The 12,029-nt window shown below is 64.7% G+C and carries 14 protein-coding genes; 7 read left to right on the top strand and 7 right to left on the bottom strand.

Features of this window, described 5'->3' with window-relative positions; genetic code table 11:
• Nucleotides 1–50 precede the first annotated feature (50 nt).
• From BIWAKO_RS20595 to BIWAKO_RS20565, 7 genes are all read left to right on the top strand, one after another.
• Entirely contained in the window at nt 51–524 is a 474-nt protein-coding gene (locus BIWAKO_RS20595; RefSeq protein WP_069880227.1) for a RidA family protein, read from the top strand.
• Nucleotides 524–1,282 carry a glycerophosphodiester phosphodiesterase family protein gene (locus BIWAKO_RS20590; RefSeq protein ID WP_069880226.1) on the top strand — a complete coding sequence of 253 codons (759 nt, stop codon included), beginning with the start codon at nt 524–526 and terminating at the stop codon, nt 1,280–1,282. The genes BIWAKO_RS20595 and BIWAKO_RS20590 overlap by 1 nt, the downstream gene beginning before the upstream one ends.
• Nucleotides 1,279–2,538, top strand: a complete 1,260-nt coding sequence (locus BIWAKO_RS20585; protein ID WP_069880225.1) for a GNAT family N-acetyltransferase — start codon at nt 1,279–1,281, stop codon at nt 2,536–2,538. Before BIWAKO_RS20590 ends, BIWAKO_RS20585 begins: the two co-directional genes overlap by 4 nt.
• The gene (locus BIWAKO_RS20580) at nt 2,528–3,331 is read left to right on the top strand and encodes a hypothetical protein (RefSeq protein ID WP_141740172.1); all 804 of its coding nucleotides are present in this window, start codon (nt 2,528–2,530) and stop codon (nt 3,329–3,331) included. The genes BIWAKO_RS20585 and BIWAKO_RS20580 overlap by 11 nt, the downstream gene beginning before the upstream one ends.
• Nucleotides 3,332–3,364: 33 nt before the next feature.
• A complete protein-coding gene (locus BIWAKO_RS20575) occupies nt 3,365–3,793 on the top strand; it encodes an HIT family protein (protein WP_069880223.1) in 429 nt (142 codons plus the stop codon).
• 63 nt (nt 3,794–3,856) lie between these two features.
• Nucleotides 3,857–4,321, top strand: coding sequence for a carboxymuconolactone decarboxylase family protein (locus BIWAKO_RS20570; protein ID WP_069882659.1), 465 nt, complete (start codon nt 3,857–3,859; stop codon nt 4,319–4,321).
• A gap of 81 nt (nt 4,322–4,402) precedes the next feature.
• On the top strand, nt 4,403–5,290 hold the full coding sequence (locus BIWAKO_RS20565; protein WP_244523501.1) for a sigma-70 family RNA polymerase sigma factor: 888 nt from the start codon (nt 4,403–4,405) through the stop codon (nt 5,288–5,290).
• A gap of 8 nt (nt 5,291–5,298) precedes the next feature.
• On the opposite strand, the gene BIWAKO_RS20560 is transcribed toward BIWAKO_RS20565, so the two are convergent.
• The 7 genes from BIWAKO_RS20560 to BIWAKO_RS20530 all read right to left on the bottom strand — a co-directional run bounded on the left by BIWAKO_RS20560 (nt 5,299) and on the right by BIWAKO_RS20530 (nt 11,709).
• The gene (locus BIWAKO_RS20560) at nt 5,299–5,664 is read right to left on the bottom strand and encodes an AzlD domain-containing protein (protein WP_069880221.1); all 366 of its coding nucleotides are present in this window, start codon (nt 5,662–5,664) and stop codon (nt 5,299–5,301) included.
• Nucleotides 5,661–6,386 carry an AzlC family ABC transporter permease gene (locus BIWAKO_RS20555; protein ID WP_084651639.1) on the bottom strand — a complete coding sequence of 242 codons (726 nt, stop codon included), beginning with the start codon at nt 6,384–6,386 and terminating at the stop codon, nt 5,661–5,663. Before BIWAKO_RS20555 ends, BIWAKO_RS20560 begins: the two co-directional genes overlap by 4 nt.
• 155 nt (nt 6,387–6,541) lie before the next feature.
• Nucleotides 6,542–6,811, bottom strand: coding sequence for a hypothetical protein (locus BIWAKO_RS20550; protein ID WP_069880220.1), 270 nt, complete (start codon nt 6,809–6,811; stop codon nt 6,542–6,544).
• A 4-nt stretch (nt 6,812–6,815) separates the two neighbouring features.
• Entirely contained in the window at nt 6,816–9,344 is a 2,529-nt protein-coding gene (gene clpA, locus BIWAKO_RS20545) for an ATP-dependent Clp protease ATP-binding subunit ClpA (protein ID WP_069880219.1), read from the bottom strand.
• Nucleotides 9,345–9,389: 45 nt separating this feature from the next.
• Complete coding sequence (gene clpS, locus BIWAKO_RS20540) at nt 9,390–9,734, bottom strand: ATP-dependent Clp protease adapter ClpS (RefSeq protein ID WP_043233033.1); 345 nt, start codon at nt 9,732–9,734, stop codon at nt 9,390–9,392.
• Nucleotides 9,735–10,139: 405 nt separating this feature from the next.
• A complete protein-coding gene (locus BIWAKO_RS20535) occupies nt 10,140–10,451 on the bottom strand; it encodes a DUF6506 family protein (RefSeq protein WP_069880218.1) in 312 nt (103 codons plus the stop codon).
• 235 nt (nt 10,452–10,686) lie between these two features.
• The gene (locus tag BIWAKO_RS20530; protein ID WP_084651637.1) at nt 10,687–11,709 is read right to left on the bottom strand and encodes a PAS domain-containing protein; all 1,023 of its coding nucleotides are present in this window, start codon (nt 11,707–11,709) and stop codon (nt 10,687–10,689) included.
• Nucleotides 11,710–12,029 lie beyond the last annotated feature (320 nt).

The raw sequence follows: 12,029 nt of genomic DNA, 5'->3' as shown, positions 1-12,029 counted from the left end.
GACCACCGCGCAGATGATCCGACTCGACCGAGCGCCAGGAGCCTAACCCGATGAGCGAAATCGAAGCCAACCTCGCCGCACTGGGCATCACCCTGCCCGCTCCCGCCGCGCCCGTGGCGAACTACGTGCCCTATGTCATCACCGGCAACCTGCTGGTGATCTCCGGACAGATCTGCTTTGGCCTCGACGGCAAACTCTCCGACAAGCACAAGGGTAAGCTCGGCGCCGAGATCTTCAACGAAGCCGGGCTCGAGGCCGCGCGCCTCTGCGCGATCAACGTGCTGGCGCAGGCCAAAGCCGCGCTTGGCGGCGATCTCGAGCGCATCAGGCGCTGCGTCCGGCTTGGCGGCTTCATCAACGCGACCCCGCATTTCTCCGCGCTTCCCGCGATTATGAACGGCGCGTCCGACCTGATGGTCCAGGTTCTCGGCGATCGCGGCCGCCATGCCCGCTCGACCGTCGGCGTCGCCGAACTGCCGGCAGATGCTGCCGTCGAGGTCGAGGCGATGTTCGAGATCGCCTGATGAGCGCACGTCCTTCCCTCGACTGGCTGGTCGCGCGGCCGATCGCGCATCGGGGCCTGCACGACCTCGCCGCCGGCCTGATCGAGAACAGCATCTCGGCGGCAGACGCCGCAATTGCCGGCACCTTCGGAATCGAATGCGACATCCAGCTCAGCGCCGATGGCGAAGCCATGGTGTTTCACGATTTCGTGCTCGATCGGCTGACGGCTGAGACCGGCAATGTCAATGCCAGGACGGCGGATGCGCTTGCCGCGATTTCACTGAAGGGCAGCAGCGACAGGATTCCGACCCTCGATGCGTTTCTCGATCGGATCGCCGGCCGCGTGCCGCTGGTGATCGAGGTCAAGAGCCGCTTCGACGGCGATCTCGCGCTGACGCGACGCGCAGCCGAGATCGTCGCCAGGCGCTCCGGTCAGCCGATCGTCTTCAAGTCCTTCGATCCGACGATCGTCACCGCGCTCCGCGAGCTCGCTCCGGCGATCCCGCGCGGCATCGTGGCCATGAATGAATATGCCTATTCCGACTACGACCGGCTCGACGCGCGCCAGAAGCACGCGCTCGCGAACCTGCTGCATTTCGAGGAAAGCCGACCCGATTTCCTGTCCTGGAAGGTCGCGGATCTGCCAAGTGCCGCTCCCTTCCTCTGCAACAAGGCGCTTGGCCTGCCGCTGATGAGCTGGACGGTGCGCACCCCCGAGGATCGCGAGACAGCCCGCGTTCACGCCGACCAGATGGTCTTCGAAGGGTTCCGCCCTTGAGTGCAGGTCGCGACCGCAACGACCTGCGGGTCCGGGTCGCGACCTCGTTGAAATCCGTGCCGGCGGAAGCCTGGGACGCCTGCGCCAACCCGCCTGCGACCAGCGTGCCTTCGCCTGCACGGCTTGAATCAGGCTGTGAAGCAGCCGATTCACTTTCTCAGCAAGACACGGATAACCCCTTCGTCTCTCACGCCTTTCTGAGAGCCCTGGAAGAAAGCGGCTGCATCGGCGGCCGCTCCGGCTGGTCTCCCGCCTATCTCCTCGTCGAGGACGGCGACGACCGGTTGCTCGCGGCGGCGCCGAGTTTCGTGAAGGGTCACAGCCAGGGCGAATATGTCTTCGATCATGCCTGGGCCGACGCCTATGAGCGGGCCGGTGGGCATTATTATCCCAAGCTCCAGGTCGCCGCGCCTTTCACCCCCGCAACGGGTCCCCGCCTCCTCGCGGCCGACGGGCCGCGCGCCGGCGAAGCACGCGCCGGCCTGATCGCCGGGCTGGAGGCACTGCGCGATCAGACACGCTCCTCCTCGATACACGTCACCTTCGCGCAGGAGCCCGATCTCGGTGCACTCCTCGAGGCCGGGTATCTCGAGCGCCACGATCTCCAGTTCCACTGGGGCAACGACGGCTTCACGACCTATGATGACTTCCTCGCCACCCTTGCCTCGCGCAAGCGCAAGGCGCTGAAACGCGAGCGACGCGAGGCGCTTTCGGCCGGTATCACGGTGGAGGTTCTCAGCGGCGCCAGCCTGACCGAGGCGGTCTGGGATGATTTCTTCGCCTTCTATCAGGATACGGGCTCGCGCAAATGGGGCAGGCCCTATCTGAACCGGCGCTTCTTTTCGTTGGTCGGACAAGCACTGGGCGAGCGCATCGTGCTGGTCATGGCCCGACGCGCCGGGCGCTATATCGCGGGCGCCATCAATTTCCGTGGAGCGAATACGCTCTATGGCCGCAACTGGGGCTGCATCGAAGACCACCCCTTCCTGCATTTCGAGCTCTGCTACCACCAGGCGATCGACTACGCGATCGCACATGGGCTCGCCCGCGTCGAAGCCGGCGCACAGGGCGAGCACAAGATCGCGCGCGGCTATCGTCCCGTCATCACGCGCTCGGCCCATCACCTCGCCGATCCCGGCCTGCGCCGCGCGGTTTCGTCCTATCTCGTGACCGAGCGCGAGCATATTGCAGCCGCCCGCGAAGCGCTCGCGGCGGAGAGCCCGTTCCGCAGGGATGGACACAGCGATGAAGCGTGACCACGATGATGCGCATCCGGGGCGGGAGGTCACATTCTGCGACGACGCGGTGCTCACCTATGACCGTAGCCGCACCACGTTCGAGCCCGGGAAGCCGCTGCTTCTCGACGAAGCCTATCGCCTCGCCCACTTGCCGCTGGTTGCCCCGCATCACCCGGGCGTGATCGCAAACCTGCCGGGGCGCTTCTACGACATGGGACGGCACCCGTCGGTCTTCTCGCTCGTGCTGCCTGTCGACGATGCCGCGCTGCGTGCCTCGCCCGCCTTCATCGCAATGGAATCCGAGCTGAAGACCGCGCCCTTCGCCGCAAAGATCGCCTGGGATATCCTGCCGCGGCGCGCCGAGCGCCTGCACGCCACCCTCTGCGGCTCGCTTGGCACGGACGTTCCGCCATCCATTGCCCCCGCTGCCCGAACGGTGCTCGGCGATCTCGGTCCCCTCACCGTCGAATTGCGCGGCCTGTTCTCCGGAAACGTCAATCGTGGCCGCCTCTATCTGCGCGCCTATCCGGAACGGCGCCGCGGTCAGAACGTCTTTCATATGGTTCAATCGGCACTCGGTCGGCAGCAGACCGATCTCTATGTCGTCGGCCTCTACAATCTGACCGACGACCTAGCCCCTGCCGAAGCTGCCGCGCTCGCCGGTATCGTGGAGCGCTGGTGGCATTGCCCGCTCCTGCGCTTCGAGGCGCGCGACCTCTGGCTGCTTGGCGCGCGCGACGATCTGGTGCTGGATGCCGCAATCATCGAGACGCTGTCTCTTGACGCTGGACGGCAGCGCACCTCACCCTGACCGCATCTTCCCCGTACAACGGACCGGCCAACGATGACCGCCTATGATCCAGCCAATGTCTTCGCCAAGATCCTGCGCGGCGAGCTGCCCAGTCACAAGGTCTATGAGGACGATGAGACCGTCGCCATCATGGACATCATGCCCCGTGCCGACGGACATGTCCTGATCATCCCCAAGACCGCCTGCCGCAATGTGTTCGATGCGCCGCCGGACGCGCTCAAGGCTGTGGCACTGACGACCCAGAAGCTCGCCCATGCGGTGAAGAGCGCCTGCGCGGCCGACGGCATCACCATCCAGCAGTTCAACGAGCCGGCAGGCGGCCAGGTCGTGTTCCACCTGCATGTCCATGTCATGCCGCGCTGGGATGGCGTTGCTCTTCGCCCCCATACCGGTGCCATGGAAGCGAATGACGTGCTTGCCGCGAACGCCGAAAAAATCCGGGCCGCGCTAAAAAATATCTGAAGGCATGTCACAGGCGTCGGGCCTGCCTCGTCTTGCTTCCATCAGACACAGATGGAGAAGATCATGCCCCAACGCCTTAATGTATTCCAGGTTGCTCCGGCCGCGGTCAACGCCGTCCTGGGACTGCAGAACTATGTCGAAGAGTGCGGGCTGGAGCACAGCCTGCTCGAACTGGTGAAGATGCGCGCATCGCAGATCAACGGCTGTGCCTATTGCCTGCACATGCACTCGGCCGATGCGCGCAAGGCCGGCGAGACCGAAGCGCGGCTCTATCTGCTGAGCGCCTGGCACGAGTCGGAACTCTACACCCCGCGCGAGCGCGCTGCCCTGCGCTGGACCGAAGCGTTGACGCGCTTGTCCGAAGCCAGTGCGAGCGATGAGGCCTTCGCCGAACTGCGCGAGCATTTCAGCGAAGCCGAAGCGGTCAATCTTTCGGTCGCGATTGGAGCGATCAACACCTGGAACCGCATCAATGCCGGCTTCCGGGCCCGGCACCCGCAGGATCGCCAGCGCTCCGCGGCAGCCTGAAGCGCCTTCGCGCAGGGAACCTGCGCAAGATATCCGAGAGTCCGCGGTCGCGGGCTCTCGTTCACCTGCGAGATGGCATTCATGACCCTGCAGACCGCGTTCGAACAGCACCGGCGCTTCCTGACCCGACTTGCCTATCGAATGCTGGGATCCGTCAGCGACGCCGAGGACATCGTTCAGGATGCCTGGTTGCGCTGGCACGAGGCCAGTGGTGACGAAATCTCGAACCCGCGCGCCTATCTCGCCCAGGTGGTGACGCGGCTCTGCCTCGACCAGATGAAATCGGCCCGCAGCCGCCGCGAATTCTATGTCGGGACCTGGCTGCCGGAGCCACTCGTCGAAAAACTCGGCAGCGCCGAGGTCGCCGACGACGAGCTCGATGCCCCCATCGCCCTGATGCTGGCGCTCGAACGCCTGTCTCCACTGGAGCGGGCGGCCTTCCTTCTGCACGACATCTTCGACATGGACTTCACCGAAATCGCCGCGATGCTGGAGCGCAGCGAAGCCGCCTGCCGTCAGCTCGCCAAGCGTGCACGCGACCATGTTCGGCTCGACACGCCGCCGCGCAACAAGGTTTCCCGGGAGGAGGCCGCGCGCTTCGCCGAGGCCTTTTTCAAGGCATCACATCAATCCGACCCGACGATGTTGCAGCGTCTGCTCGCCCAGGATGTCGTCCTGCACAGCGATGGCGGCGGCAAGGTCCAGGCCGTGTTCAAGCTGATCTTCGGCGCGGACAAGGTCGCTCGTTTCTTCGCACGCCTCTCCCACGCACTCGCACTGACCCGGCGCAATGTCTCGACGACCAGCTATGAACCGGTGCTGATCAATGGCCTGCCCGGCTATGTCAGCCTGGAGAACGGGCAAACCCTGCAGGCAACGGCACTCGACATCCGCGACGGGCTGATCCACGCGATCTACGTGGTCCGCAATCCCGACAAGCTGCGCCATCTCCAGCAGCCAGGCCTCTGAGAGATCTGTCAGGCCGCCTGGCTCAACATCCAGCCGCCGCCGATCAGCACCGCCTCGCCAACGAGGACGGCCAGGAAGACGCGCCGTCGGTCGAACAGGACGATGGCCAGAGTCGCGGCCAATGCGCCGACGCGTAGGGAGAGCGGCAAGGCCGCAAGCGCCCCGGGCGGCGCGATGATCAGCTTGGCGACGACCCCGGCAAGGAGAGCCGTCGCCACCGCCCTCACCCATTCCAATGCCGGCGAATCGGCGTTGATGCGCCGCGCGAAGGCGACAGCGAGCCAGCGCCAGATCTCGGTCGGCAGGAAGGCGAAGAGCAGCAGCGCGAGATAGGGCCAGAATGGGCCATCGAGCAGCGGGATCGGCTGTGTCATGCGCGCCGCGCCCCGACGCGCTGCACGGCAAAGGCGATGCTGCCACCGATCAGACCGGAGACGATCAGATCGAAGCCGCTGCCCATCACACGGTCGAAGATCGGCGCCAGCGCAAGGCCAAGCCCCATCGCGATGAAGTCCCCGCGGTGGCGGATACCAGCAGCGATCGATGCGAGGAAGAAGATCGGGGTCAGGCAGAGCAGCCCGGCAGCAAGCGGAAGCGGCAGCGCCCCAACGAGGTAATAGCCTGCATAGGTGCCCGCTGCGCTCACCATCATGCAGGCATTGGCGAAGCCGAGGAAATAGGCCACACGCTGGTGCGGCGCGATCCCCGGCAGCCGGCGTAGGCCCTCGGTCCAGGCCGTGACGGCAACGTAATGCGCGAGCAGCAACTGCATCGCGATGCCTTGCCCCGGCCGGCGCAGCAGCGGCAGGATCGCCACCGTCATCGGCAGGAAGCGCAGTGAGGCAAAGCCGATCGCAAGCGCGATCGCGCTCCACGCAGCCCCCGCCGCGATCGATGCGAAGAAGATCACCTGCGACGGCCCGGCCCAGACCAGCATGGTCGAGAGCACAGCGACATCGACGGGATAGCCGACATCGCGCGCCAGCGAGCCGACGCCGACGAGCCCGAAACCGACAACCCAGGCCGGCAGCGACAGCGCATCGCGTATACCGGCCAGCGCGGTGCGCTGCCAGCTCCAGTCGGCCGATACGCTCATGAGAGATTCTGCACGCCTGACGGGTCGGTCACTTGAAAAGCAGCACCGGCCTGAGATGGCCGGGCAGGACCCGTTCTAGCCGCTCGCGCGCGCGAAGCCGACATCCGGCATCGCGCGGTCACCCTTGCACAGCCTGCAAAGGCAGAGGGCGGCCCTCAGGTACCACCCTTCATCACGATGCCGATGAGCTCGTTGCCGAAATCGATGATTTCCTTCGGCACGCCACCAACCGACTTGATCCCGAGATAGATCAGATAGCCGAAGGCCGGGACGAGGATCCAGCCGAGGATTTCCTCGAACAGCACACGCCGCCGCCGGCGGCGCGCACGCTTCTCGAACCAGCCAAGTTTTTCCTTGGCAGGCTGTGCCGGGGCTTCGCCGCTGGTCTGGAGCGCGGCAGCTTGGGTCTTGCGTCGAAAGAACACGGTCTCAGGCCTTCGTCAGCGGGACCTTCGGCACGGTACGAATGGCGCGTTGCGCCGCCTTGGGCGGCTCGGCCGGGCCACCGCCCTTGCCGTCTCCGCCGCCCTTCGGCGCCCGGCGCGTGCCGGACGTGCCCGGCTTCGCTGCGCCCTTCGCCTTTGCCCGCGGCGTGCGCTTCTCGGCCGCCGCCGCCACGTCCTTCTCCGGCTTGGGCTTGACCGGCCCGTCGGGGAATTCGAGCCCCAGCACCTTGATGCCGGTCTCGGACTGCACGACGACGACCTTGACCGCGCCGCCGCCCTTCAGGCGCCCGAACAGGACCTCGTCGGCGAGCGGTGTCTTGATCGTCTGCTGGATCAGGCGAGCCATCGGCCTCGCCCCCATCGCCTCGTCATAGCCGTTCTCGACCAGCCACTCGCGCGCCTCGTCGGTGAGCTCGATCGTGACATTGCGGTCCGCGAGTTGAGCTTCGAGCTGGAGCACGAACTTGTCGACGACACGCGCCACCACCGTCTTCGGCAGATGGCTGAAGGAAATCACCGAATCCAGTCGGTTGCGGAACTCGGGCGCGAACAGGCGGTTCACCGCTTCGGTATCGTCGCCCTCCCGCTTGGACCGGGTGAAACCATAGGCCGCGCGTGCCATGTCGGCGGCACCGGCATTGGTCGTCATGATCAGGATAACGTTCCTGAAATCGACCTGCTTGCCGTTGTTGTCGGTCAGCTTGCCGTGGTCCATCACCTGCAACAGGATGTTGAACAGGTCGGGATGAGCCTTCTCGATCTCGTCGAGCAGCAGCACCGAATGCGGATGCTGGTCGACCTGATCGGTCAGAAGCCCGCCCTGATCGAAGCCGACATAGCCGGGAGGTGCGCCGATCAACCGCGAGACCGTGTGGCGCTCCATATATTCCGACATGTCGAAGCGGATCAACTCGACGCCGAGCGACGCGGCGAGCTGGCGCGCCACCTCGGTCTTGCCGACGCCCGTCGGGCCGGCAAACAGGTAGCAGCCGATCGGCTTTTCGCCGTCACGCAAGCCGGCACGGGCCAGCTTGATCGAGGACGACAACGCCTCGATCGCCTTCTCCTGGCCGTAGACCGTGCGCTTCAACGTGTTCTCGAGATTGCGCAGAACCTCGGCGTCGTCCTTGGAGACGGTCTTGGCCGGGATGCGCGCCATGACCGCGACCGCAGCCTCGATCTCCTTCACGCCAATGGTCTTCTTGCGCTTGCTCTCGGTCAGCAGCATCTGCGACGCGCCGGTCTCGTCGATCACGTCGATCGCCTTGTCCGGAAGCTTGCGATCATGGATGTAGCGCGCCGACAGTTCCACCGCCGCCTTGATGGCGTCATTGGTGTAGCGGAGCTTGTGGAACTCCTCGAAATAGGGCTTCAGCCCCTTCAGGATCTCGATCGTGTCCGGCACAGACGGCTCGTTGACGTCGATCTTCTGGAAACGACGCACCAGCGCCCGATCCTTCTCGAAATACTGACGGTATTCCTTGTAGGTCGTCGAGCCGATGCAGCGCAGCGTGCCGGACGCCAGCGCCGGCTTCAGCAGGTTGGAGGCATCCATCGCCCCACCCGAGGTCGCGCCAGCGCCGATCACCGTATGGATCTCGTCGATGAACATGATCGCCTTGGGATGGGCCTCGATCTCCTTGATCACCTGCTTGAGGCGCTCTTCGAAATCGCCGCGATAGCGCGTGCCGGCCAGCAGCGTGCCCATGTCGAGCGAGAACACCGTAGCGTCCTCGAGAACCTCCGGCACCTCTCCACGGATGATCTTCAGCGCGAGCCCTTCGGCGATCGCGGTCTTGCCGACGCCGGGGTCACCGACCAGCAGCGGATTGTTCTTCTGCCGGCGACAAAGGATCTGGATGGTGCGCTGCACCTCGGCCTCGCGGCCGATCAGCGGGTCGATGCGCCCGTCGCGCGCCTTGCGGTTGAGGTTGACGCAGTAGGCCTCGAGCGCGCTTTCCTTCTTCTTCTTGTCCTTGTCGGCATCGTTGCCCTGATCGGCCCGCGACTCGCGCTGCTGCTGCTCGGGCTCTTCCTCGCTGCCGCGCACCGGCCGGCTCTCGCTCGCGCCGGGGCGCTTGGCGATGCCATGACTGATGTAGTTGACCGCGTCGTAACGCGTCATGTCCTGCTCCTGCAGGAAATAGGCGGCATGGCTCTCGCGCTCGGCAAACATCGCGACCAGCACATTGGCGCCGGTCACCTCTTCGCGACCGGAGGACTGGACATGGATGACCGCGCGCTGGATCACGCGCTGGAACCCGGCTGTAGGCTTGGAATCGTCGCGGCCATCGGTGACGAGATTGCTCAGCTCGGCATCGATATAATCGACGAGATTGCGCCTCAGCATGTCGAGATCGACGCTGCAGGCACGCATGACGGCGGCAGCGTCCTGATCATCGACCAGGGCGAGCAGCAGATGCTCCAGCGTGGCATATTCGTGATGACGCTCATTGGCGAGCGCCAGAGCCCGGTGAAGCGCCTGTTCGAGACTGCGCGAGAAACTCGGCACTGATGCGCTCCTATTCCGCTTTCAGGAGGATGATCGAATCCAAGACTACTTCTTCTCCATCACGCATTGCAGAGGATGCATGTGCTTGCGCGCCAGGTCCATCACCAAGGTGACTTTCGTCTCGGCGACCTCGTAGGTGAAGATCCCGCATTCGCCGACCCCGTTCTGATGCACATGCATCATGATCTGGGTCGCTTCGGCGCGGTCCTTGTTGAAGAACCGCTCGAGCACATGCACCACGAATTCCATCGGGGTGTAGTCGTCGTTGAGCAGGAGCACGCGATAGAGATTGGGCTTGCGTGTCCTGGTCCGCGTCAGCACGGCGGTGCCGGCCCCTTCGCGGCCACCGCCATCGACGGGAGAACTTGGGCGTTTCGGCCGATCGGCCATTGAGACCGGCGCGCGCAGGTCTTCGCCGTCGCCCCGAGGCCCCGCTTCCGTTCCGCTTCCCATGGTCGCCGCTGTCTTCAAAGCTATCGTCCTGACGCTCCACCGCAGATAATGCGCCGTAAGAGAATTTACAGGCCTCTCCTCCCCTTCGCCAGTCCGTTCCATGCAGGTGGGGCACAAGCATGGCGGGCATGAAGGAATTTGTGGATGACACAGGCCGAAGGCTCCGCCACCCATGTCCATGCTTGGGAACAAGCAACCCGCGTGCCGGGATCAGCGGCAGGAACCTGGCTCAAGCAGACGGCCGCGAAGCAGCCTCCCGGCCGAGGCCCCAGGGAATTGTCCGGCTGATATGTTGAAACCGGGCGCGACGGGCCGGGCCGCGCCCTTGGACGCCCCGCGCGTTCAGCCGCCAGCCTCGAACTTGGCCTTGTAGGCAGCCGCCTGGGTCAGGGAATCGATGCCGAAGCTGACCAGGCCGACCGCGGCGCGGCCAGCGACAGCTTTGACGACCGCAGCACCCGGCTCGACGCCAAAGCCTCCGCAGAGCTCAATCAGTTCGACACCCTCGGCGATCAGGGCCCGAGCAACGTCAGGGGCCGCCTCGGGCGTCGGCACGAAGACGATCGTCAGGCGCTCCGAGGCTGTTTCCCGCACGATACGATCGATGGCAGGGTCGCTGCCGTCCATGAGGATCATCGAGGCCCAGATATTCACGGCAGGTTCTCCCGGTCATTGCGGCGCGCTGCTGCCTGTACGGTCCAGGCAGTGCGTCCAGCAGATCGCTTGTGCTCCGGCAGCGAGCCGCCACGGGAGCATCGCGGCAAATTGAATGCCCTAACGGAAGGGCAACCCAATGGAAAGCATGCCTGCACTCTGCTTCCCCACAGCCTGCATTACCCCTGGCGCTCAGCTGCTCGCCGACCCGCTCTCCGGGACTGCCCTCGGCCCGCTACGAAGCGCCCCTTTCGGCCAGGCCGAGGCATGCCCGCCCATCGCCATCATGGAAGAGGCGAATGCCATTGCGCTCGAACACGTCACGGACCTTCCGCAGATTTTCCGACCGGACGCCCGCCGTTGAAATCTCCATGCGGCGAATTGTCGAGAAGGAAACCTGCGCCTCCCTGGCAAGCCTAGGCGCCGACCAGTTCAGGAGCGCGCGCGCCGCCCGCACCTGCGCGGCGTGCAGCGGTGCCGTCTGCCGCGGTTGCGGACGGGCGTCGTGTTCATAGGTCGTGCAGCCAATCCACTCCCGGATCTCCCCGCCGGGTCCGCGCACCGGGAGTGCTCGTCCGGTGAGGGTGACATAATCCCCTTTCACGGTCCGGACCCTGATGGTGGCCTGATATTCCTTCTCCGTCGTGACCGCAGTCTTCCAGGCATCGAGGAAGATCTTTCGATCATCGGGATGAATGGCCGCCAGTTCATCCCAGTTCCTGGCTTCTGCGGGTGACTGCCCCGTGAGCTTCGACCATTCCGTTGTCTCGACCAGCTTTCCATTCGGATAAGCGCGCCAGATGTGATCGCCCAGCAGCCGAGACAGCGCCTGCCGCCACATCGTCTCGAGATCGAGCGTCGTCCTGAGCTCCTGGACATCGGTGACGTCCGCAACGACACCGAACATCGCGACAAGGCGGCCATTTCGGTCGAAATGAGGCTGCCCCTTGCTGCGCAGCCACCTCAGGCTGCCATCGGGGCGGATGATCCGAAACGTCCGGTCCTGAAGCCGCTTGTCTGCCGCCAGCCCTATGGCGTTGCTGAAGTCCAGCTGGTCATCCGGGTGCACCAGGGACTGGTAGAGATCGACCGTTGGCACCACCGTCGCGGCGTCCAGGCCGAGGATCCTGAAGAGCCCGGGCGACCAGGAGACCTCCGTCGAGTCGAGGTCCCAGCACCAGGTCCCAATGCCGACCCTGTCCTCGATCATCCGGAGCCGCATGTCGGGCGAACTCAGTAGTCTCTTGGGTGTTGGCATCGCTGGCTGCTTCGATGGTCGACGGGCGGTATCGGCGGCTTGCTACGTTCTGTTGTGAATAGAGATCGCCCGGACAGGAAAGAAGAAGAATATCGCAGCCCGAAACGCGCTTGGATCGCCTCAAGCAGCGATCACCTCCCGACCTTCATGTCGGAGATATGAATATAAGAGATCAATCCGGTCATTTTATCCGTTCGGAACGCGATAAAGAACATAATATGCCCACATCACACTCCGATTGAATAGTTAGTGCTCTCATCTACTTCGCTCGGGCCAGATCAAGGAAATCGTCGATTCAGGTTGGGGTGTTACTGCTGAAC

The organism is Bosea sp. BIWAKO-01 (genome assembly GCF_001748145.1).
In the GTDB taxonomy this organism is placed as follows: domain Bacteria; phylum Pseudomonadota; class Alphaproteobacteria; order Rhizobiales; family Beijerinckiaceae; genus Allobosea.
The sequence above is the reverse complement of the archived record's forward strand: the minus strand, read 5'-3'. Positions and strand labels throughout refer to the sequence as shown.